This is a genomic window from Brevundimonas terrae, from assembly GCF_011761985.1.
GTDB classification, from domain to species: Bacteria; Pseudomonadota; Alphaproteobacteria; order Caulobacterales; family Caulobacteraceae; genus Brevundimonas; species Brevundimonas terrae.
In genome coordinates this window covers 272,583-294,231 of the sequence record NZ_JAASQT010000002.1, presented here as the reverse complement: position 1 = coordinate 294,231, position 21,649 = coordinate 272,583, and the positions used below count along the sequence as shown (strand labels likewise).

The window sequence follows — 21,649 nt, the reverse complement described above, 5'->3', positions numbered from 1 at the left end:
CTTTGCTTGCCTTGATGCGAGATCTGGGGCCCCATCACACAATGCTCAGCGTTGTCCTTGCCGTATCCTCCATGCTGGCCACGCCAGTCATCATCGCCCATCGCGGCGCTTCGGGTGAACGCCCCGAACACACACGCATGGCCTATGAGCGGGCTATCGATCAGGGGGCCGATATTATCGAGCCTGATCTGGTAATGAGCGCCGACGGGCATCTGGTGGTGCGCCACGAGAACGCGATCGGGGAAACCACCGATGTCGCCGATCACCCGCAGTTTGCAGACCGCAAAACCACGCGCATGGTTGACGGCGTCGAGATCACCGGCTGGTTCACCGAAGACTTTACGCTGGCCGAGTTGAAAACCCTGAGGGCCAAGGAGCGGTTGCCGCTGTTACGCCCCGCGTCGGCGGCCTTTGATGGCCAAGACCCGATCCTGACCTTTGACGAGGTGGTCACCATCGCCCGCGAGGCCAGCGCCCGTACGGGCCGCAGCATCGGCGTGGCTCCCGAGTTGAAACACCCGCTGCATTTTCGGTCGCGCAACCTGAATATCGAAGACGCCTTTGTGGCCGAACTGGAACGGCTGGACCTGACAGGGGCCGATGCGCCGGTTCTGGTGCAGTGTTTCGAGGTCGGGCCGCTGGAGCGCCTGTCCAAGCGTATCGATACGCCCCTGCTACAGTTGATGCAGGTATTCGGTGGTCCTGCCGACCGTCCCGACATGACCTATGCCGATATGGCCACGCCGGAAGGCTTGGCCGCCATCCGTACCTATGCGGGCTTTATCGGTGTGCAAGACCAGATGATCCTGCCGCGCGACGACCGGTCCGCCGCCCTGCCCGCCACGTCGCTTGTGGCCGATGCCCATGCCGCGGACCTCAAGGTGGTAGTTTGGACCTTCCGCGCCGAAAACATCTTCCTGCCGCTGGAACACCGCTCAAACGAAAGCCCGTCAGACCATGGCGATCTGACGGGCTATCTGAACCGTTTCTACGACCTGAAGGTCGATGCGGTGTTCAGCGACTTTCCGGCGCTGGCGGTCGGGGCCAAGCTGGGCCGCCTACCTTAATCAGTCGTTCTGGAACTGCAGCTTGGCAAGGCGCGAATACAGGCCGCCCTTGGCCACCAGTTCGGCATGGGTGCCCTCTTCGACCACCTGACCGGCATCCATCACGATGATGCGGTCAGCCCGCAAGACGGTGGCCAGACGGTGGGCAATAACCAGCGTGGTACGCGCCTCCATGGCCTGATCCAGAGCGGCCTGAACCAGACGCTCGTTCTCGGCATCCAGCGCACTGGTGGCCTCATCCAGCAGCAGGATCGGCGCATCGCGAACCAGAGCACGCGCAATGGCCAGACGTTGGCGCTGACCACCCGACAAGCTCTTGGCACGTTCGCCAAGCGGGGTATCAAACCCTTGCGGCAGGGCTTCGATAAAGCCCAGAGCCTGAGCCTCGGATGCGGCCTGTCTGGCCTGTTCCAGCGTTGCGTCCTCGCGGCCAAAGCGGATGTTTTCCAGCGGTGATCCCGAGAACAGAGGCGCTTCTTGTGATACCCACGCATAGCGGCTGCGCACCTCGACCGGATCGGCCTTGCGCACATCCACGCCATCCACCGACACCAGACCCGATTGCGGATCATAGAAACGCAGCAACAGACGGAACACAGTCGACTTGCCCGCGCCCGACGGCCCGACCAGAGCCACCGTCTCGCCCGGACGCACTGTCAGGCTAAAGCCCTTCAGCGCGGTCAGGTCAGGGCGGCCCGGATAGGCAAAGTCCACCGCCGACATGGACACCTCGCCGCGTGCCGGTACCGGCAGAACGCTGGGGTTGGCAGGTGCCGCAATCGCAGGCTCTGCTCGCATCAGTTCGTCGATACGCTCCATGGCACCGGCAGCCTTTTGCACATCGCCCCAGCTTTCGCCCAGAGCGCCCACAGCGCCAGCGGCAAACACGGACAGCAACACGAACTGCAACAGCGAACCCGGCGTCATGTTTCCGGCCACCACGTCTTGTGCGCCCAGCCACAGCACCAGTGACACACCACCGAACATGACGGTGATAATCATGGCGGTCATGACAGCCCGCGCGCGCATACGCTTCAGCGATGCGCCAAAGGCCATTTCCACCGCCGCATCAAAACGGCCACGCGCATTGTTTTCGCGCCCAAAGGCCTGAACCGTTTCCAGTGCATCGACGCTTTCACCGGCAAAGCCTACGGCACCTGCGAACGTGTCCTGTGATTGCACCGTCAGTTTGCGGACCTGACGCCCGAACAGGAACAGGGGCACAATCAGGATCGGCACGATCAACAGTACAAATGCCGTCAGCTTGGGGCTGACGAAGAACAGCAGGATCGTCGCACCGATCAGGGTCAGGAAATTACGCAGCGCATAGCTGATCGAGGTGGTCAGCAGCGTATCGACCAACTGGATGTCGGTCGTCATGCGCGACAGCACCTCGCCGGTACGCATATGGGCAAAGAAGACCGGGTCCAGCGACAGAATACGCGCAAACAGCCCCTGACGCAGATCGGCAATCATGCGCTCACCGGTCTTGGTCACATAGAAATAACGCAGCGCCGTCAGCAGGCCCAGCACCAGCGCATTGGCCCCGAGAATACCGAACCAGAAGTTCAGATGCGCCCCGCCATTTTCAAAGCCGGTATCAATCGCACCGCGCGCCGTCGCCGTCAGCGCCAGCGAGGCCACGGTCGAGCCCACAAGGAAAAGGGCCGACAACAGGGCATGGCCCTTATGCGCCGCCAGATAGGGCAGCAAGCGCGCAAGTGGCTTGACGTTACGGCTGCGTCCGCGCTTTCCGGCCGCTTCGCCGATCTGTTCGGCCAGCAGGGCTCCGGCCCCGGGGCGACCATGAACGGCAGATTCAGTGGGTGTGGCATTTTGCTGGTTCATACACCTGCTCTTGCCCCGTAACGCCCCTCGGTGTAAACGCCCGACCTCGCTCCCACCGTCTCGCACGGCGGGATTCTCGAATTTACGCGCAGTGACGGTCGGAATCGTCGTCGCGCAGAGACGGATTTACATCATGAAGACCGATACGCACCCGGACTACCACTTCATCAACGTTGTGATGACCGATGGCACCACCTACCAGACCCGTTCGACCTACGGCAAAGAAGGTGAAACCCTGAACCTCGACATCGACCCGACCTCGCACCCGGCCTGGACCGGTGGCAACGGCCAGATGCTGGACCGCGCCGGCCGCGTGTCGCGCTTCAACGGCAAGTTCGGTGGCTTCCTCAAGAAGTAAGTCCGTTACCGTTGGTGACAACAAGAAGCACCGCTCCGAAAGGGGCGGTGCTTTTTCTTTAACCGGAACAGGGATAACCTGCAGGCGTTCAGATCAGGTCGGCAGATATGGTGTCTGACGAAAAGGTCGAATGGACAGTATGAGCGGATGGGTTATGAATCGACGTGAATTGGGTCTGGGTGTCGCAACGGCATCTCTGGCTCTGGGTGCAGCAAATGCGTCACTGGCACAGGTGCAGGTGACCGTTCCAAACACCATCCCCCCTGCTCTCGACGCCCAGATCGGCCGCCTTGCCCAAGATATCCAGCCGGATGTCCGCAAGGTCTACGAACTGACCGGCGGTCGCCCTGTCTGGAACGCCGAACGCCTTCGCGCCTTGCAGGACATTGCCAGCCGCGCCGAGCATCACGCCCTTCATGCCGGTGACTATTTCGATTTCGTCGGCCTTGCCGCCCAGCCCGATACCGCCGAAGTGCGTTCAACCGCTGCGGCTCTCGGCTATGCCAAGGTTCTGGCCCATGGCCGCATCGCACCGGAAACGGTCGAAGAACTGTGGGAAATGCAGAAGAACAGCGTCGATGTGGCTTCGGGCCTTGTCGGTGCCTTGAACAATAACAACCTGCCGGCTTGGTTCGACGGTCTGGCCCCGCAGGACATCGGCTATAAGAACCTGTCCGCCGGCTATATCCGCTATCGCCGCATTGCCCGCGACGGTGGATGGCCTGCCTTTGCCGCCGGTGCCCAGATCGAACCGGGTGCCAGCGACCCGCGCGTCCCCGGCCTCGTCAAACGTCTGACCCTAGAAGGCGATATCAGCCCCTCGGCGGCAACCGCCATGGGCAACAGCGCCGTTTATAGTGCCGCTGTCCAGCAAGGTATGCGCAGCTTCCAGACCCGCCACGGTCTGGGCGTGGATGGCCGCGTCGGTCCGGCGACCCAGCGCTCGCTCGGAGCCTCTGCCGAGGACCGCGCCCGCCAGATCGCCCTCAATCTGGAACGTCGCCGCTGGCTGAAACGCGACCTGCAACCCGAGCGGATCGAGGTCAACACCGCCGCCGCCATCATGGTTTACTGGAAGGACGGCCAGCCCGTTCACTCCAACCGCGTGGTTGTCGGCTCTCACGCCAACCAGACCCCCAGTCTGGAACGCGACTTCGCCTCGGTCGTGGCCAACCCGCCATGGACCGTGCCCATGGGCATTGCCCGCCGCGAAATCCTGCCCAAGGGGCCGGGATATCTGGCCGCCAACGACATGTATATCAACGATAATGGCTGGGTGGTGCAGCGCGCCGGTCCCCGCTCGTCGCTGGGCTATGTGAAGTTCGAGCTGCGCGACAGCTATGCCATCTTCCTGCACGACACGCCCAGCAAGGGCGCGTTCAACCTGTCGGTGCGCCAGCGCAGCCACGGCTGCGTTCGCGTGCAGAACGCCGTCGAGTTTGCCCGCCTGCTACTGGCACCCGATCCGACCAAGCTGGAACGCTTTGACACGGCTCAGGTCAGCGGCGACACCACCCGCGTCCAGACCGGTCGCCAGATCGGTGTGCGCCTGTTGTACTGGACGGCCTTTGTGGACGGTCAGGGCCGCGTCGCCTTCCGCGAGGATTCCTATCGTCGCGATACCAAGCTGGCGCGTGCCATGGGTATTGATGTGCGCCTGCCCGAAGTTGTGTCCGAAGCTCCTGCGGACAAGGATGACGACTGGGTTTGATCCCTGTTGGCAGACAAAAGAAAAGGCGGCGGGTGTGAACCCCGCCGCCTTTTTCTTTGTCTTGCGGCCTCTAGCCCCTAGCCAAATGCCGCCCTCAAACGCTCGATCTGGCTAAGCACCCCGTTGACGGGGGCCTCGTCCTCAACGGACACATACATTTTCTGGTCCAGATAATAGGTCCGGTCATACAGACGCTCGGCCCGCTGAACATAGTCCACCAGCGTGGCGGGGAGGTCATTGGACAGAGGTTCCGGCTTTGCTTCGCGTGTGGCCAGTCGATAGCGCGACTGGAAGGCGACATCGGCTTCCAGATTGCCCTCGTTCACGGCCCGCTGAACCAGCAGCCATGACGCAATCTGCATCAGTCGCGTGGTCAGCTTCATGCTTTCACTGGCATAGCTCAGCGCCGCAGAGCGCGTCAGCAGGCGCGACTCGCTGCGGCCGTCCCCGTCCAGATAGGCCGCCGTTTCCTCGACCAGTTCGATGCCTTCACGAAACAGGCGCTGGAACAGCTCCGAGGCTGTGAATTTCAGCACTTCGGTCGTGCGGACCGACGTCATTGATGGCAGTTCATTGACCAGATTCACGTCTTTTCCGTCCCCGCGCAGCACCCCTTTTCCGGGATGCGGCCTATTGTGTCTAGCCTACTGCCAAGCTTGGAAACAACCTTGTTACGTCCAAGGTCATACGAGACGCAAAGCCTATCCCCTGTCAGGTTAAAATTTGAACAGCGCATCCGCAGCATTACGCTGCGAGGACTTGGATGCAATGGCCGATTTAATGCGTGCGATCTCTGCCTCGAGCGCGGCAATACGTGTTTCCAGATCACCAACCGAATAGGGGTCGAGATCCTCGCGGATCAGGGCATGCAGGCTGTCACCACCTGCCGGATTATTCTCGAGATCTTCAAAAGACATACACGCCTCCTGGACCAAATATCGCGGCCGCATTTATGGTCGAACGCCATAGGACTGCGTAGAAGACGCTTGAAACCATTTTTTGGCAAGTCAGGAGCCTTCCCCATGCGCGTCATCGAAATCACAGACGGCAAAGGTCCGGCCTCGGCACTGGTGGTGGGCCAGCGCCCTGTTCCACAGCCGCAAGCAGGCGAAATCCTGATCCGTGTGCGGGCGGCGGGGGTTAACCGTCCCGACATTGTCCAGCGCAACGGCTTTTATCCGGCCCCTGCGGGCGCGTCCGACATTCTGGGTCTGGAAGTGGCCGGAGAGGTTGAGGCCATCGGTGATGGCGTCACCCGCTGGGCCGTCGGTGACAAGGTGTGCGCCCTTCTGGGCGGTGGCGGCTATGCCGACTATGTGACGGTCGATGCCCGCCATGCCCTGCCCGTCCCTGCCGGACTGGATTTCGAGCAAGCCGCCGCCCTGCCGGAAACGGCCTTTACCGTCTTTACCAATGTGTTCGAGGGCGGTGCGCTGAAGGCTGGCGAGACCCTGCTGATCCACGGCGCGACCAGCGGCATTGGCGTTATGGCGATCCAGATGGCCAAGGCCGCCGGTGCCCGCGTGATTGCCACCAGCCGCACCAAGGCCAAAGCCGAGGCCGCCAAGGCGCTGGGGGCCGACATCAGTCTGGATAGCAGCACGCAAGACCTTGCCGCCGAGATCAAGGCGGCAGGCGGCGTGGATGTGGTGCTGGACATGGTCGGTGCCGCCTATGCGGAACTGAACCTGAAGGCGCTAAACGAGCGCGGACGCTGGGTGGTGATTGCCAGCCTGACCGGCAACCGTACCGAGATCGACCTGCAACGCATCATGCTGAAAAAACTGGTCCTGACCGGTTCGACCCTGCGTAGCCGCCCTGCCGATGAAAAGGCCCGTCTGGCCGCAGCCGTCGAGGCCACCGTCTGGCCGTGGATCAAACAGGGCAAGATCAGCGCCCGCATCCATGCCCGTTTCCCGCTGGATCAGGCCGCACAGGCCCATGCCGAGCTGGAAGCCGGCGACCATGTCGGCAAGGTGGTCTTGATCCCATAAGCCACAAAAAAGGGGCCGGAAATGATCCGGCCCCTTTCCTGTTTCTACACGTCTAGCGCTTAGCGCGGACGATAGTTGTCATAGCCACGGCCCACAGGGCGCATCGACGAGATGGTGTCGTTCAGACGCAGACGGGTCAGATCGCGCGTATCCGACGAAATGCGCTCGCAACGGCCACGGAAGTTGGCGTCGGTGCAGATTTCCCAAGTCCCGCTATTGCGCGAGAAACGGATCGAGCTGACCGCATCATTCATGCCGTGGTTGCGCAGGTTGGCAACTTCACGGTCAAAGGTCAGCGACTGGCCGCGATAATCGGAGTCGCGATAGACAGTGATCGAGCCGCCACGGCCACCATTGCCGCCGCCCCAACCGCCGCCCCAACCATTGCCATTGCCATTACCGTTGCCATGGCCCGGGCGGTTGCCATTGCCTTGACCCGGACGACCATTGTCCTCGTAGTCCCCGCGATGGCCACGGCAGACCAGCAGACCGTTATCATTGCCGATATCGCTGCTGGAGCAGCGGTTCAGCTCGATCGAGGTCTCGCGGATATTGCCGCGCAAATCACGGCAGTCGGCATACAGACGGCCCTGATTGACATAGGAACCCGTGCACGACTGGGCATAGCTGCCGCGCGGGGCACCACGCGTCTGTACCTGTGCATCAGCAGGCGTAACCGAGGCAAAGCTGATACCGCCGGCCACAACTGTGAAAGCCGCCAAGGCTGCAAATCCATTCTTCATCGGTCACCCTTTCCAATCTGGTGCCAAACATTCATTCAACGCCAGCAGCATGACATTAAAATATGAACCCTAGCTGTATGGAGCTGGCAGACAGCGTTTTCTTTTTAGCGAAATAAGCCTATAGTCGTTCCATCGCGCCCGGCCGAAAAGGTCGGGCGCCGTCGTATCCAACGCCCATTATTCGGGCCTGAACCACCGGGATAAATGCCCATGTCCGAGATCCTGATGCCCAAGGCCACTGCGGTCTGGCTGGTGGAAAACACCTCGCTGACCTTCGAGCAGATTGCCGATTTCTGTGGCCTCCACCCGCTGGAAGTACGCGGCATCGCCGATGGCGATGTGGCGCGCGACATCCGTGGTGCCGACCCGCTCGTCAATGGCCAGCTGACCCGCGAAGAGCTGGAAAAGGCGCAAGCCGATTCCGCCTATCGCATGAAGGCCATCGTTTCGCGTCACGCCGAGCTGCTGAAGCCGGTCAAGACGGGTCCGAAATATACGCCGGTTTCGCGCCGTCAGGACCGTCCGGACGCCATCATGTGGTTCGTGCGTAACCACCCCGAAGTGCCGGATGCCCAAATCGCCAAGCTGCTGGGCACCACCAAGGCCACCATCGAGTCGGTGCGTAACCGCACCCACTGGAACTCGACCAACATCAAGCCTGTCGATCCTGTGACGCTCGGCCTTGTCGGCCAGCTGCAACTGGACGAAGTGGTCCGCAAGGCCGCTGACAAGAAGGCCAAGGAAGACGCCAAGAACGGCATCCTCCAGCCGGTCGAAACCGCCCCTGAAGAACCGGTTGTCATCTTCGAAGAAGACATCGACCACTTCGCCAATGCCGAGCCAACCGCCGAGTCGGTGTTTGGCTCGCGCGACTGATCGCACGGCTTGGAAATGCAAAAGGCTCCGAAGTTCTGCTTCGGAGCCTTTTTCTTTATCCTCTACCTGATCAGTGCATCCGGCTTTCCAACTGGCCGATCTCTTCCTTGAGCTTCAGCTTCTGTTGTTTAAGCCCTCTGAGTCGCGTGGCATCCGCCGTGGGTCGTCGCATTTCCTGCTGGATCGTATCGTCCAGATTACGGTGACGGTTACCGAGTTCTCTAATACGCGCCTCAATCGTCATGGCTTGCGCCTCCATGTCTAAGGGACGATGACAGTGAGCGCCGCGAACGCCTGTAAGGGGAATCACATTCCGGTGACATTCCTTGGTATAGAGTGTCTGACTGCCCCCGTTTCGAAAGGTCGCCACCCTTGAATCCCGCCGCCAAAGCATCGACGCCCGCCCGCATGGTTGTCGGAATTTCCGGAGCATCCGGCGTGATTTACGGTGTCCGTGTGCTAGACGCCCTCAAGGAAATGGGCGTCGAGAGCCATCTGGTCATCTCGCGTGCGGCCCTGCTGACCCTATCACAAGAAACTGATCTGACGCCGGACGATGTCACACAGCGTGCCAGCGTGGTTCACAAGATCGGCGATGTCGGTGCGACGATCGCGTCCGGATCATTCCGGACCATGGGCATGATTATCGCCCCTTGCTCGGTGCGGACCATGAGCGAGATCGCCACCGGCGTCACCTCCACCCTTTTGACCCGCGCTGCCGATGTGGTGCTGAAAGAGCGCCGCCCGCTGGTGCTGATGGTGCGCGAGACGCCGCTGCATCTGGGCCATCTGCGGACCATGACGGCGCTGGCCGAAATGGGCGCTGTCATCGCCCCGCCCCTGCCCGCCCTGTATGCCCGCCCCGAAAGCGTCGAACAGATTATCGACCAGTCGGTAGGCCGTGCTCTGGACCTGTTCGGTCTCGACTGGCACGCCGTACGCCGCTGGGAAGGCCTGAAATGAGCCAGAGCAGCATCACGCTCTGGGACTGGGCGCTGGCCGCCTATAAGCGCGAAGGCGTCTCGGCGGCCTGCCTCGCGCTTCAGGACTTTCACGAACAGAATGTTTGCCTGCTTTTGTGGGGAGCATGGTGCGCCGAGACAGGCCGCACGCCCGACGAGGAAACCCTTGAGGCTGGTGCCGACACCGCCCGCGCATGGGAAACCACCACCGTGGCCCCTTTGCGAGCTATACGCCGCACTTTGAAGGCCCCTGTGCCCGATCTGGATACCGGGGCCCGCCTGTCGGTACGCGAGCAGATCAAGGCTCTGGAGCTGAAGGCCGAACGGCACCTGCTGGAGCAACTCGAAGAACTGGCCCCGCCCGCATCGGGCGCGCCCCGTCCCGCTATAGACGGCATGGCCGATGCGGCCCGCCTGTGGGCGCGTATTATTCCACGTCCGGCCCTCAAGACATTGTCCGAACGGCTTTCAGCCTGACCCCCGCTCAGCTATAAGCCCCCAGTGCGTGGGGAAGCGTTATGAACGATCACGATCCGATCCAGTCCGAAGACGAAAAAGCGCTGCTGAAACAACTGGCAGAGTTGCAGCAAGAGCATGCCGATCTGGACGCCTCGATTCAGGCCCTGACCCTGATGCCCGTTCCCGACCAGATGATGATCGCCCGCCTCAAGCGGAAAAAGCTGTCTCTACGCGACGAGATCGTCAAAATCCGTGACCAGATCCTGCCTGACATCATCGCCTGAGCAGACATAAAAAAGGCCCGCCGAAGCGGGCCTTTTGCAAATCTCAGAGTGGCCGATCTCAGAGTGGCTCGTATCAGAGCGGCAGGATCGATGTATCCTTGACCTCTTCCATCACCGCATAGGTACGGGTTTCGCGCACCCCTGGCATGACCACCAGCGTGTCAGCCAAGAAGGCACGATAGGCCGCCATGTCCTTCATGCGGACCTTGACCAGATAGTCAAAGCCGCCGGCCACCATGTGGCACTCCAGAACCTCGGGAGAACGACGGATACGGGCCGCAAACTGGTCGAAAATGTCGGAGGTCGTGCGATCCAGCATAATCTCGACAAAAACCAGTAATTCGCGCTCGGCATATTTTGGATTGATCAGGGCCGTATAACCCATGATCACCCCGCGCTCGCGCAGACGGCGCACACGCTCGAAACACGAAGACGCCGACATATTGCATGCCGCCGCCAAATCCTGGTTCGTTATACGTCCATCCTGCTGCAACGCGCGTAAAATACGGCGGTCTGCCTCATCGAGCTTATAATCATTCGAGCTCATAATCTGCTCCCCCCACAGAACGTCGTGCAGACTTTATTGTCAGAGCTACGCATTGTCGACAATGGCCGATTTCACCAGTCTGATGCCAAAATGGCCATAAAAGGCCAGCGTATCCATATTTGTGATGGATACGCCGACTTTTATTCACCTAAGGGGCCGTATTGGCCTTCTGTTCTGTGATGAAGGCTTCCATCTCGGCGGTCATGGCCGGAATGGTTGCCACGATCAGGCCGATAAGCTTGTCGTGGAACTTACGGATATCGAAGTCGGAACCCAGCTCAGCCTCAGCCTTAGCCCGCAGACGGATAATCTCGATCTGCCCCAGCTTATAGGCCAGAGCCTGCCCCGGCCATGTGATGTAGCGATCGATTTCGGTGCGGATTTCATGGTCCGACAACGCTGTATTATTCGTCAGATAGGCCAGAGCCTGATCACGGGACCACCCCTTGGAGTGAAGGCCGGTATCAATCACCAGACGAGCCGCACGCCACATCTCGTAATTCAGACGCCCGAAGTCCTCATAGGCGTTTTCATAAACGCCCATTTCAACACCAAGTTTCTCGGTGTACAGGCCCCAGCCCTCACCGAAGGCCGAGATGTTGGCTCCCAGACGCCATGCCGGAAGGGCTGGCAGTTCGCTACGCATCTTGCCATGCCAGGCGTGGCCCGGGTTGCACTCGTGTACGGTCAGGGCCGGAATATTGTAACGCGGGCGCGACGGCAGGTCATAGGTATTGAACGAACAGTTGCCGCGGCCAGCCGTATAGAAGGGCGCGATGTTGGCCGGGATTTCCGACACGTCGAAGGTCTGGCGCGGTTGCAGCTCGAAATACTGAGCCATCTTGCCGTCGACCTTCTTCACCACCCATGCCGCGTGCCACAGCAGGTGCTCGGGCTCGTCATAGGTGAATTGTTTGTCGGTCTTCAGGAAGCGGGTGAACTCGTTGAACGTGCCGGTCCAGCCGGTCGAGCGCATCACGGTTTCCATTTCCGCGCGAAGGCGGGCGACCTCGGCCAGACCGATCTGGTGGATCTCGTCCGGAGTCATGTCGATGCTTGTGTATTGGCGGATCTGGCTTTGGTAGAAGGCCTCGCCGTTTGGTAACTTGTCAGCACCCAGCGTCGCGCGCGTGGCGGGCAGATATTCACCGCGATAAAAGGTCAGCAGGTTCTGGAAGGCTGGAACAGCGATCTGGCCGATAACCTGAACAGCTTCAGCGCGCAGGCGCTGCTGGTCGGCTTCGGAAATTCCCGACATAAACTTGAACGGACCATAGAGCTGGTTCTCGACTGGATTGGTCGCCTCGCTGATGGTCGAGATCGAAATATCGCGGCCAGACAGAGCTTCGCGTGGCTGCACAAAGCCACGGGCGATACCGGCGCGCATATTGACGATCTGCTGATCGAAATGAGCCGGCGCGGCGCGCAGGCGATCCAGGTAGCGCTCGTAGTCGGCAACCGAAGAGAAGGTGCCGTTGGCCATGCCCGAAACGCCCGACCAGAACGAACTGTCGGCAGTGAACGGCATTTCGTATAGGCCGAACTGGATGTCCTCAACGAAGCTGTCGATCTGGTGCTTGTAGACTGAGTAGTTGGTGCGCTCTTGAGGCGACAGGTCATTCAGCGAAATAGCGTTCAGACGCTGCTGCACGTTCAGCCAATAGGCCAGTCGACGCGCTTGTCCTTCAGCACTGACGTCTGGAAAGCGAGCCGAACCACGGCTCGGCATTTCCTGACTGCGCCATGCCCATTCTTCATCGGCGATAGCGCGGAACTGTGCGTCCAGTGCGGTCAGAGGCGGTGCAACAGTATTGTTAGCGACAGCGGGTGCCTGAGCCTGTGCTGCTGCGGGTATAGCCAGCGTCGATCCGGCGGCCATGATGCCCATGGCGGCGGCGATGGCGCTATGCGCGATCAGCGTTTTCATCTTTTCCCCTCAGGAAATCTCGGGGCCGCTCCCTCGGGCTGGCCCCCAAAGGTAATGAAGCCGTCCGGCGACCGGACGGCTTCAACCATTTTGCTTAGAAGCGAGCGTTCACGCCCACATACATGTAACGACCAAGGTTGTCGTAAATGCTGGCATTGAAGCCGTTGTAGAGCGACGTACCCGTCCAGGTGAACGGGGTCTGCGGCGGGGCTTCGTCGGTGAAGTTGTTGATACCGCCAAAGACCGAGTAGTTGCCGAAGGTGTATTCCGCCCGGATGTCATGCGTGGTCCACGACGGAGCCTTCCAGACCTCGTAGGTACCCGGTGCATCCTGATTGGAACGCACCACGCTGCTCAGATAACGGTTCGAGTAGGACAGCGACAGGTTGTCATAGTCCCACGTCATGCGGAAGTTGACGCGGCGCTTGGGATTGGGCGCTTCGCCTGCTTGTTCGTCGCGCACGCTGGCATCGCCCGGAACCGGATCATAGGTCAGTTCGTCGAGGAAGCCCGCAGCCGCGCTGAAGGACAGCGAGCCGTAATCCGGCAGACCCAGCGAGGCCAGATCGGTGCGGTAGGACGCGGTCACGTCCCAGCCCGAGCTGGTATATTCGGCCACGTTCATCACCTGATTGACGACGCGGGCGATGTTGCCATCCGGGCCACGGGTGACATTGCCGCAGAACGGGTTGTCCAGCGTCGGGCTGTCCACGCAGTTGTCGATGATGGTGCGAGCGCCGAACGAGGCGATAACGTCGCTGATGGCGATGTCATAGTGGTCAACCGTGACCGCCAGACCCGGAATGAAGGACGGGGTCAGGACCACGCCCAGTGTCAGGGTTTCACCCTCTTCCGGCGACAGGTTTTCGTTACCCTTGCTGACCGAAGGCTTGGTGCTGACCGACTGGGTGAAGTTCGGGTCCAGACCCAGCGCCGCACAGTTCTTGGCACGGTTGGCCGGATATTTGCCGACGTTCAGGCGCGTTGCATCACACGGATCGGCAAAGTCGGCATAGCCTTCGCTGCCACCATTGAACAGTTCGCCAATGTTCGGCGCACGAACAGCCTTGGCATAGTTACCGCGGAAACGGATGTTGCGATCAACAGTCCATTCCAGACCCAGACCGAAGCTGCCGTCACCGCCCGTGGTGCTGTAGTCCTGATAGCGATAGGCACCGTTCAGGTTGACGTACTGGGCGAAGGGAACATCAGCCAGCAGCGGCAGGTTCACTTCGACGAAGACTTCCTTGGACTGGTACTCGCCCTCGGTGCGGGCCTGTACGTTCTGGAAGATCAGCCCCTGCTGCGAACGGATGTCCGGCACCATCTGGCTGTATTCTTTACGCCATTCCACACCTGCCGCGAAGGCAACCGGCAGGGCCGTACCGCTGAACAGCGACGGGAAGCTGAACAGCTCGCCGTTGACGCTGGCCACCGCGTTCCACTGACGGATCACATCGTCACGAACGGTGTAGATGTAGGAGTAGTCCAGCGCTTCCTGCGAAGCCAGACCGGCACCGAACAGGTTCAGCGGCTGACAGCCATTGGCGCGTGCTGCCAGATCACGACAAACGATCTGGCCGTTTTCGGAGACGGCATCGATCGAGTCATAGAACTCTTTTTGCAGACGGTCGAAGTTCACGAACTGCGATTTCGTTTCGCCATAGTTCACATAGGCTTCGAAATTCCAGCCATTGTTGAACGAACCGTCAAAGCCGGTGACGAAGCGCAGGGTGTCGTATTCCGACGTGGTCGTACGGATACCGAAGTCGGTATCGATACGGCTGATGTCGAAATACTGGCGCTTCAGAGGATCTTTGTCATCAATCGGAAGAGCGCCGCCCGCCATCACCGCCCGCAACTCCGGCGATATGAAGGCATTGTCGGCATAGATGCGATAGGCGTTACCCGTCGAACGGCCCGGAGACGTATCGGCAAACGTACCGTTACGCGCCTGGCTGCTGGCTTCCATGTGGAAGTATTTGGCTTCGGCAAACAGGTTCAGCGAGCTGAACACATTACCCGAGGTGTTGAACTGGTGACGCAGTTGCATCTCGCCGCCGAAACGCTCGACCGGCGTGCGCAGCATGTCGTCGCGCAGCTTGAAGCCGTCACCACCGATGGACAGCTTCTGTTCACGGCCCTGACCGTCATACAGGATCTGGCCACGGTCAAACGTGGTCAGCTTGCCATCCGGTGTGAAGGTCAGGCTGAACGGTTTGGCCGCACCGACCTGCGTGACAATAACCGGCGTAAAGAAGTCGTTCTGGGTGTTGGTATAGACGTCACGCGCCATGATGAACGACGGCAGGCCGTCATTGGCGCTCTTCTTGTCCGGGTTCGGGATTTCCGCCAGCGAGCTCATGGCATAGTCGCGCTCGTGGCGCAGCATGCCTTCGGACTTGTCATAGGTGAACGCGCCCATGATGTTGGTGCGGTCATCATTGAAGTTACGGCCCATAGCGACCGAACCGTAATAGGTCTGCGGACCATCTGCCGAACCGTACTGGGTCTGGAAGGTGATGCCGTCAAAGTCCTGCTTGGTGATGAAGTTCACCACACCGGCCACGGCGTCCGCGCCGTAAACTGCCGACGAACCGCCCGTTACCGTATCAACGCGGGCAATCGTGGTTTTGGAAACGGTGTTGATGTCCACGGCGCTGGTACCGGCTGCACCGGCAACGTGGCGGCGGCCATTGACCAGAACCAGAGTACGGCTGGAACCCAGATTACGCAGGTTCAGCGTGGCCAGACCCTGACCGTTCACCGAGTTGGTGGTGCTGGAAGCCGACGAGCCCAGACCGGCCGATGGCTGGCGTGCCATGACGTCAATCAGGTTGGTGCTGCCGATAGCCTCGATCTCGCCAGCATCCACAACGGCCACAGGCGTTGCGGCCTCGATGTTCGGGCGGCGGATGCGCGAGCCGGTGACGACGATGTCGCTAACCGAGCTGACTTCTTCCTGTTCAACAACATCCTGTGCGGTTGCCACAGGGGCAAGAGCCAGTGTCGCTACGCCGGCCAGGATTGTCCCTGCCTTGAGGTAAGTGGAGCGTCTCATTTCGTCATCCCCTAGCTATGACTTCCCTTGCGGGCGCAGACCTGCAATCGCCTTCCCTCAAAGGCGTCGCAGGAATTGGTTTGTTGGTTTTGCGGGGCAGCGTTTTATTCACCGCCCGCAGTTTCAGTCTTTGATCTTCAGTTCACGGTCATGGCTGGACCGGCTGACCGCGTGCGGTCTTTTGCTCGTCCACCATGGCCTTCACATCGGCCAGCAGTGCCTCGGCGTCATAGGCAACGCCGCGTGTGATGGTCCATTTGACCCCGCCAACCTTCTCGATGCGGTTTTCGGGGCTAAGGCGCTCGTGGCCGGTGCCGTAAAGCGTCTTGAAGTTCGCCAGCGGGTTTTCCGGCACGATCACCAGATCGGCGCTCATGCCGATGCGGACGATACCGAAGTCGGCAGGCTTGCCCGAAGGCTCGGCCAGTACCGATGCGCCATCCATCGTGGCCGCACGCACGACCTCCAGCGGATGGAAGCCGGCTTCCTGCAACAGCTCCATCTCCTCGATGTAGCCAAAGCCGAACAGTTTCCAGATGAAGCCGGAATCCGAACCGATCGTCACGCGGCCACCGGCGCGTTTGTAATCGTTCACCAGATGCATGAAGCGGTCATAGAACCGGCGCCATGACACTTCGTTCTGGGTCGTCCAGTCGAAGAAATAGCTGCCGTGATTGTCGCGCGTGGACTGGAAATAGTCCTTCAGCGTCGGCAGCGTATAGATATCGTGCCACGGCGCATTGCGCGCCCGCATCAGATCACGAGACGCGGCATAGATGGTCATGGTCGGGTCAAAGGCCACGCCCGTCTCGACCTGCGTCTTCAGGTACTCGTCCCAGCCCGGCATACCGACATCAACCTGACGCCAGATTTCGGCGGCCTCGCCAAAGCGTTTCTGCTCGTCGAGGAAGTTGTAATCGACCGGATAGTTCTGGATTTCACGACCGGCCAGCAGCGATTCAAAATGGCCGTAGAAGTGGGTGATGGTGCCCAGTCCCGCCTCGGCCAGTTGCTCGGCATTCAGTTGCGCCACACCCGGTTGGGCAATGTGCGCGACCGTGCCCATGCCCAGCTTGTTGGCCTCGTCGATGGCCGCCAGCACTGTTTCCGGTGTCTCGTCGCCACGGATGAAGAACTTGATGCCGTCGATACCGTTGGCCGCACCCCAGCGCACCCACTCACGCGCCTTGGCAGCATCGTGGATGCGTCCACGGTTCCAGCCCGAACCCATGGTTTGATAATTATAGATACGCGGGGCCACGATCTCGCCACGCGCCGAACGGTCACGTTCCGAGCGGGCAATGGCGTGCGGGGCCAGACTGACACCGCGCACCGTCGTAACACCATGGGCCAGCCACAGCTTGTAGGCATACTCCATTTCAGGAGCCTTGCCCGGACCGCCGGCATGAACGTGGGCGTCCACAAAGCCCGGCATCACATACATGCCACGGGCGTCGATTTCGTGGACAGCACCATGCGGCGGCCTGTTCAGGCGCTCGGGCATACCCGGCCAACCGGCTTGCACAATGTCGGTAATACGGTCGTTCTCGATCACGATATCAACCGGGCCGGTGGGCGGTGCCCCCGTACCGTCGATAAGGGTCACGCCACGAATAACCATGAGCGGATACGGGCCATAGCCCTCGCCTGCCCGTCTTGCAGGTGCAGGAATATAGGTCTGGCGTGCCGCTGGCGCATCACTGCCCTGATGCGCCAATGCGACCTGTCCTCCGGCCAGCGATGCCGCAGCCACGATCACCGCAGCACACACACCGGACCAGAATCTCGCCCCTACACGTCGGCCAATATTTGCCGCCATCCACTTCCCCCTCAACGCAGACCCAGTCTCTCGGGAACAGCTCCGGCTCCCTCAAGCCAGAACACTGTTCCCATATCAAATCGGTAGCATCGCCGTGTCGGTAAGGGCTTCGGATATTACGCTCGTTACTGAATATAATTCAGCGCTACATTACGTCTGTGACATATCCGTCCAAAAATCATATTTACACCCCTCGGCACAATATTTTTTACATCATTCAATGGTCTAGACAAAAAAGCCTTCGTTTCTCACCTCGCCCACCCCGCCCGGAAGAATGATTTCGCACACCTATCAAGGGAATGTGAAAACTTGGCGGCGAATGATTATTCGGTACGCGAGCCCAAGTTCGAATATTTTCACCGATGTAAGGCAAGGCTTACCCGATGCCGTACGCGCACGATACAGCCGCCACGGGCATGGCTGTGCAAACCTGCTGGCATGCAGGGTTTACAGCTTAACGGATGGAAGGTTTTTCGGCCTTGCGGAGCCACATGGCGGTGTCCGCCTCGGCCAGCCAGATTTCAGGATCGGTCTGCACAGATAGAGGCCTCACACCGATCGAGGCCGACAGGCCGTGATGGTGTCCCTGCCACTCAAAGCCCTGACTATGCAGCAGTTCCTGCAGACGTCCGGCCTTGGCCTTACCGTCCTCATAGCTGGCATTCATCATCACGACGGCGAACTCGTCACCGCCAAGGCGGCCCACCGCATCGGATTCGCGCGTCTGTTGGATCAGGATATCGACCACCGCCCGCAGGGCCTCGTCACCGGCGGCATGGCCATAGCGATCGTTCAGCGGCTTGAAATTGTCGAGATCCATATAGAGCAGGACCGCCGATTGCTGGTGACGTTGGCAATAGGCCATCTGGCGCGTCAGCACATTCACAAAGCCACGACGGTTCAAAGCCGGTGTCAGGACATCATGATCCGCCAACGCCTCGGCCTGTTCCAATCGTTGACGCAGAGCCTCGACATCGAAACGCAAGCGCTCGATTTCCGCCCTAAGGACGACAGGGTCTTGATCTTCAATCCGGCTCAAATCGGTCAATCCGGCACCGCAAAACGGGCGAGTCGCAGGCAATTCAGTTCGTTCAGAGTAGCGCGGTCGGTTGCGGACGCAACGCGCCTGCTATAAGCGGCCACTTTGACCGTTTGGGGAGCCAAAGCCATGACCGCCTCCACGCCGCCCGTTGCCATTATTATGGGCAGCCGTTCCGACTGGCCGACGATGAAGTTCGCCGCCGACAAGCTGGATCAGCTTGGTGTCGCATGGGAGGCCAAGGTCGTCAGTGCCCACCGCACCCCGCAACGTCTGTTCGACTTTGCCACCACGGCCAAGGCCAAGGGCTATAAGGTCGTGATCGCAGGCGCGGGCGGTGCCGCCCACCTTCCCGGCATGGCCGCCTCTATGACCGACCTTCCGGTACTCGGCGTTCCCGTACAATCCAAGGCGCTCAAGGGCATGGACAGCCTGTTGTCCATCGTACAGATGCCGGGCGGCGTGCCTGTCGCCACTCTGGCGATTGGCGAGGCCGGTGCCACCAATGCCGGTATTCTGGCCGCCCAGATTCTGGCCCTGTCGGACGAAGCACTGGCCGGTCGCCTTTCGGCCTTCCGTGCCGCCCAGACCGAATCCGTACTCGAAACCGTCGAGGACTAAGCGCTTATGACTGCCCTCCCCGCCGCCTTGGCCCCCGGATCAACGATTGGCATCCTTGGTGGAGGTCAGTTGGGCCGTATGCTGGCCGAGGCCGCATCGACACTGGGTTTCGATGTTGTGGTGTTGGAGCCTCAAGCGAACTGCCCCGCGTCGCGCGTGGCGGCCCGCCACATTCAGGCGGCCTATGACGACGCAGAAGGCCTGAAGGCACTGGCAGCGGCCTGTGATGTTGTCACCACCGAGTTCGAGAACGTCCCCGCCTCGGTTGTCGCCATCCTCGAGGCCGAAGGCGTGCGCGTCGCCCCCAATGGTCGCGCCCTTGCTGTGGCGCAGGACCGTATCGAAGAAAAAACCTATCTGAACAGTGTCGGGGCCACGACGGTCGATTTCCGTCAGGTCGATGGCCTGAACGACCTGACCGCCGCTATCGAGGCTCTGGGCCTGCCTGCCCTGCTGAAAACCCGCCGCGAGGGTTATGACGGTAAGGGACAGGTCTGGATCAGGGATACCGCCGATGCTGCATCGGCGCTGGAAACTCTAGGCGGCCGTCCTTCCATTCTGGAAGCGGCGGCCCGTTTCAGCCGCGAACTGTCGGTGATTGCCGCACGCGGTACGGATGGCGCGGTCGCCGTCTATCCGCTGGGCCAGAACATCCACGAGAACGGCATCTTACGCACCACGATCGCGCCCGCAGACAATGTGGATGCTGACACCCAAGCCCGCGCCGTCGACATCGCCACCAACATCCTGAACGGTCTGGACTATGTAGGTGTGATCGGTGTCGAACTGTTCGACCTCGGCGACCGTCTTCTGGTCAACGAAATCGCCCCGCGTGTGCATAATACCGGCCACTGGACGCAGGACGGCTGTGGCTGCGACCAGTTCGAGCAGCATATCCGCGCCATTGCCGGATGGCCGCTGGGTTCGACCAAGCCCCATGCCAAGGTCGAGATGACCAACCTGCTGGGCGACGAGATCAATGACTGGCCCGCACTGGCCGCCAATCCGGCCAACCACCTGCATTTCTACGGCAAGCACGAAGCACGGGCGGGCCGCAAAATGGCCCATGTGAATAAGGTGCTGGAAGACCTCTAATAATAAAGGGCCGCTGAAAACAGCGGCCCTTTCTTTATTCAGCTCTTGGCCCCGTAACGCAGGCGGCCCAGAAAATCGGTGATGTTGCGCATCGGCGCATCGAAATCCTTGCCCACCTTCCATTTTTCAAACGCCATGACGTTCTCGATCCGCTTGGCGACAAAGCGGTCGGCGGCATCCTTGCCCTCGAACAGACGGATGGTCAGGGCCGGAGCGAGAATCCCCCCCAGAATGGTGCGTTTCGAATAATGGTTCTGGTCGGTGGCCGTGTCTCCGGCCCAGCGCCAGATCTTGTCGGCGCTTTCCCACATCAGACCGATTCCCAGATCGGCGTTAAAGGGTAGTGCTAAAAATCCCGCACATTTGCGTGACGCATCAAGATCGGCAGCGGCAGCTTCCAGACGCGCTGAAACCCCCGCCGCGATTCGCTCGCGAATCTTCAGCGTGTGGGCGGGCGTGGCCTCCAGCGCCTTTAGCGCCGCCGCATCGTGGCGTCGTGAAAGCAGGGCCGCCAGATCGCGCGCGCCATGCGGGAACAGAAGTTCTTGATCTCCAAGAGAAAAACCTTCCGCCTCGCAGGCCAACCGCACCAGATTATTGTTCCAGCCCAGCCGTTCAGCCCTTGAAATAGCAGCGCTCAGGACCGCCTGTTCAGTGCGTTCGGCCCAGTCTGAAGACTGTTCCTTTCCGCTTGAAGCGGCTCCCAACGGCTCTGTCTGGTGTGGTGTCTCGGTCATCTGGATATAATAGCCGCATAATGATCGGGTTTCGACCCATCACGATTGCCACTGTCTAACTGGACAGAAGCCCAAAGATCATGTATCCCGCCGCCTTCATCCAGAGGGGTTAATCCTTTTGGAGAGGTTTTTGTTTTGTCTGCCCGTCTTCCCTTCATCAGGACGCGGCGGGCGGCCAAAGGAGAGAGAACCCTGGTTCAGATTTTCGTTCGCGACAACAATGTCGATCAGGCCCTGAAGGCCCTGAAGAAAAAAATGCAACGTGAAGGCAGCTTCCGCGAAATGAAGCGTCACGTGCACTTTGAAAAGCCGTCGGAAAAGCGCGCCCGTCAAAAGGCAGAAGCTGTCCGTCGCGCTCGCAAGCTGGCTCGCAAGCGCGCCCAGCGCGAAGGCCTGCTGCCGGCTCCGAAGCCGCGCGGCCGCTAATATAGCGACGCCTTTTCATTAAGGCACAAGAAAACCCGCCCCGCGATTTCGCAGGGCGGGTTTTCTTTTGTCTGT

At 60.4% G+C, this 21,649-nt stretch carries 22 protein-coding genes; 11 read left to right on the top strand and 11 right to left on the bottom strand.

The genetic code is table 11. The annotated features are described in order from the left end of the window. The first annotated feature begins 41 nt into the window (after nucleotides 1–41). Nucleotides 42–1,067 carry a glycerophosphodiester phosphodiesterase gene (locus FHS64_RS06030; RefSeq protein ID WP_243862819.1) on the top strand — a complete coding sequence of 342 codons (1,026 nt, stop codon included), beginning with the start codon at nucleotides 42–44 and terminating at the stop codon, nucleotides 1,065–1,067. On the opposite strand, the gene FHS64_RS06025 is transcribed toward FHS64_RS06030, so the two are convergent. Next, nucleotides 1,068–2,915 carry an ABC transporter transmembrane domain-containing protein gene (locus tag FHS64_RS06025; RefSeq protein ID WP_167176816.1) on the bottom strand — a complete coding sequence of 616 codons (1,848 nt, stop codon included), beginning with the start codon at nucleotides 2,913–2,915 and terminating at the stop codon, nucleotides 1,068–1,070. Nucleotides 2,916–3,048: 133 nt separating this feature from the next. Between FHS64_RS06025 and rpmE the strand changes: the two genes are divergently transcribed. Together rpmE and FHS64_RS06015 are read left to right on the top strand one after the other, a co-directional pair. Next, nucleotides 3,049–3,273, top strand: coding sequence for a 50S ribosomal protein L31 (rpmE, locus tag FHS64_RS06020; RefSeq protein WP_167176814.1), 225 nt, complete (start codon nucleotides 3,049–3,051; stop codon nucleotides 3,271–3,273). A gap of 154 nt (nucleotides 3,274–3,427) precedes the next feature. After that, nucleotides 3,428–4,984 (top strand): L,D-transpeptidase family protein, encoded by a 1,557-nt coding sequence (locus FHS64_RS06015; RefSeq protein WP_167176812.1) that lies wholly within the window; start codon nucleotides 3,428–3,430, stop codon nucleotides 4,982–4,984. Between the two features lie 77 nt (nucleotides 4,985–5,061). On the opposite strand, the gene rcdA is transcribed toward FHS64_RS06015, so the two are convergent. Together rcdA and FHS64_RS06005 are read right to left on the bottom strand one after the other, a co-directional pair. After that, nucleotides 5,062–5,544 carry a protease adaptor protein RcdA gene (gene rcdA / locus FHS64_RS06010; protein WP_167177715.1) on the bottom strand — a complete coding sequence of 161 codons (483 nt, stop codon included), beginning with the start codon at nucleotides 5,542–5,544 and terminating at the stop codon, nucleotides 5,062–5,064. Between the two features lie 156 nt (nucleotides 5,545–5,700). Continuing rightward, nucleotides 5,701–5,901 carry a DUF1192 domain-containing protein gene (locus tag FHS64_RS06005; RefSeq protein ID WP_208380661.1) on the bottom strand — a complete coding sequence of 67 codons (201 nt, stop codon included), beginning with the start codon at nucleotides 5,899–5,901 and terminating at the stop codon, nucleotides 5,701–5,703. 105 nt (nucleotides 5,902–6,006) lie between these two features. On the opposite strand from FHS64_RS06005, the gene FHS64_RS06000 reads away from it, so the two are divergent. Then, nucleotides 6,007–6,978, top strand: a complete 972-nt coding sequence (locus FHS64_RS06000) for an NAD(P)H-quinone oxidoreductase (protein ID WP_167176807.1) — start codon at nucleotides 6,007–6,009, stop codon at nucleotides 6,976–6,978. A 59-nt stretch (nucleotides 6,979–7,037) separates the two neighbouring features. Here the strand turns inward: FHS64_RS06000 and FHS64_RS05995 are convergent, their stop codons facing one another. Then, nucleotides 7,038–7,721: a beta/gamma crystallin-related protein gene (locus tag FHS64_RS05995; protein ID WP_167176805.1), complete on the bottom strand. Its 684-nt coding sequence runs from the start codon at nucleotides 7,719–7,721 to the stop codon at nucleotides 7,038–7,040. Between the two features lie 210 nt (nucleotides 7,722–7,931). Here FHS64_RS05995 and FHS64_RS05990 point away from each other — a divergent pair, with 210 nt between their 5' ends. Continuing rightward, nucleotides 7,932–8,597, top strand: a complete 666-nt coding sequence (locus FHS64_RS05990; protein WP_167176803.1) for a DUF1013 domain-containing protein — start codon at nucleotides 7,932–7,934, stop codon at nucleotides 8,595–8,597. Between the two features lie 70 nt (nucleotides 8,598–8,667). Here FHS64_RS05990 and FHS64_RS05985 read toward each other — a convergent pair whose 3' ends face one another. Continuing rightward, on the bottom strand, nucleotides 8,668–8,841 hold the full coding sequence (locus FHS64_RS05985; RefSeq protein ID WP_167176801.1) for a YdcH family protein: 174 nt from the start codon (nucleotides 8,839–8,841) through the stop codon (nucleotides 8,668–8,670). A 164-nt stretch (nucleotides 8,842–9,005) separates the two neighbouring features. Between FHS64_RS05985 and FHS64_RS05980 the strand changes: the two genes are divergently transcribed. The 3 genes from FHS64_RS05980 to FHS64_RS05970 are packed head-to-tail and all read left to right on the top strand — an operon-like array spanning nucleotide 9,006 to nucleotide 10,302. Then, on the top strand, nucleotides 9,006–9,560 hold the full coding sequence (locus FHS64_RS05980) for a UbiX family flavin prenyltransferase (protein ID WP_167177713.1): 555 nt from the start codon (nucleotides 9,006–9,008) through the stop codon (nucleotides 9,558–9,560). Continuing rightward, entirely contained in the window at nucleotides 9,557–10,036 is a 480-nt protein-coding gene (locus FHS64_RS05975; protein WP_167176799.1) for a TIGR02444 family protein, read from the top strand. Before FHS64_RS05980 ends, FHS64_RS05975 begins: the two co-directional genes overlap by 4 nt. Before the next feature lie 41 nt (nucleotides 10,037–10,077). Next, a complete protein-coding gene (locus FHS64_RS05970) occupies nucleotides 10,078–10,302 on the top strand; it encodes a YdcH family protein (protein WP_167176797.1) in 225 nt (74 codons plus the stop codon). 73 nt (nucleotides 10,303–10,375) lie between these two features. On the opposite strand, the gene FHS64_RS05965 is transcribed toward FHS64_RS05970, so the two are convergent. The 5 genes from FHS64_RS05965 to FHS64_RS05945 all read right to left on the bottom strand — a co-directional run bounded on the left by FHS64_RS05965 (nucleotide 10,376) and on the right by FHS64_RS05945 (nucleotide 18,695). Next, nucleotides 10,376–10,849 (bottom strand): Lrp/AsnC ligand binding domain-containing protein, encoded by a 474-nt coding sequence (locus FHS64_RS05965; RefSeq protein ID WP_167176795.1) that lies wholly within the window; start codon nucleotides 10,847–10,849, stop codon nucleotides 10,376–10,378. Nucleotides 10,850–10,997: 148 nt separating this feature from the next. Next, nucleotides 10,998–12,776, bottom strand: a complete 1,779-nt coding sequence (locus FHS64_RS05960; protein ID WP_167176793.1) for a DUF885 domain-containing protein — start codon at nucleotides 12,774–12,776, stop codon at nucleotides 10,998–11,000. A gap of 94 nt (nucleotides 12,777–12,870) precedes the next feature. Next, nucleotides 12,871–15,837 (bottom strand): TonB-dependent receptor domain-containing protein, encoded by a 2,967-nt coding sequence (locus FHS64_RS05955; protein ID WP_167176791.1) that lies wholly within the window; start codon nucleotides 15,835–15,837, stop codon nucleotides 12,871–12,873. Nucleotides 15,838–15,985: 148 nt separating this feature from the next. Next, nucleotides 15,986–17,656 carry an amidohydrolase family protein gene (locus FHS64_RS05950; protein ID WP_167176789.1) on the bottom strand — a complete coding sequence of 557 codons (1,671 nt, stop codon included), beginning with the start codon at nucleotides 17,654–17,656 and terminating at the stop codon, nucleotides 15,986–15,988. A gap of 454 nt (nucleotides 17,657–18,110) precedes the next feature. Further along, the gene (locus FHS64_RS05945; protein WP_208380659.1) at nucleotides 18,111–18,695 is read right to left on the bottom strand and encodes a GGDEF domain-containing protein; all 585 of its coding nucleotides are present in this window, start codon (nucleotides 18,693–18,695) and stop codon (nucleotides 18,111–18,113) included. A gap of 129 nt (nucleotides 18,696–18,824) precedes the next feature. Between FHS64_RS05945 and purE the strand changes: the two genes are divergently transcribed. Both purE and FHS64_RS05935 read left to right on the top strand, forming a co-directional pair. Continuing rightward, on the top strand, nucleotides 18,825–19,316 hold the full coding sequence (gene purE, locus FHS64_RS05940) for a 5-(carboxyamino)imidazole ribonucleotide mutase (RefSeq protein WP_167176788.1): 492 nt from the start codon (nucleotides 18,825–18,827) through the stop codon (nucleotides 19,314–19,316). Between the two features lie 6 nt (nucleotides 19,317–19,322). Continuing rightward, the gene (locus tag FHS64_RS05935; protein WP_167176786.1) at nucleotides 19,323–20,411 is read left to right on the top strand and encodes a 5-(carboxyamino)imidazole ribonucleotide synthase; all 1,089 of its coding nucleotides are present in this window, start codon (nucleotides 19,323–19,325) and stop codon (nucleotides 20,409–20,411) included. Nucleotides 20,412–20,449: 38 nt separating this feature from the next. Here the strand turns inward: FHS64_RS05935 and FHS64_RS05930 are convergent, their stop codons facing one another. Beyond that, entirely contained in the window at nucleotides 20,450–21,148 is a 699-nt protein-coding gene (locus FHS64_RS05930) for a COQ9 family protein (protein WP_167176784.1), read from the bottom strand. A gap of 192 nt (nucleotides 21,149–21,340) precedes the next feature. On the opposite strand from FHS64_RS05930, the gene rpsU reads away from it, so the two are divergent. Continuing rightward, nucleotides 21,341–21,574, top strand: a complete 234-nt coding sequence (gene rpsU, locus FHS64_RS05925; RefSeq protein WP_167177709.1) for a 30S ribosomal protein S21 — start codon at nucleotides 21,341–21,343, stop codon at nucleotides 21,572–21,574. Nucleotides 21,575–21,649: the final 75 nt, after the last annotated feature.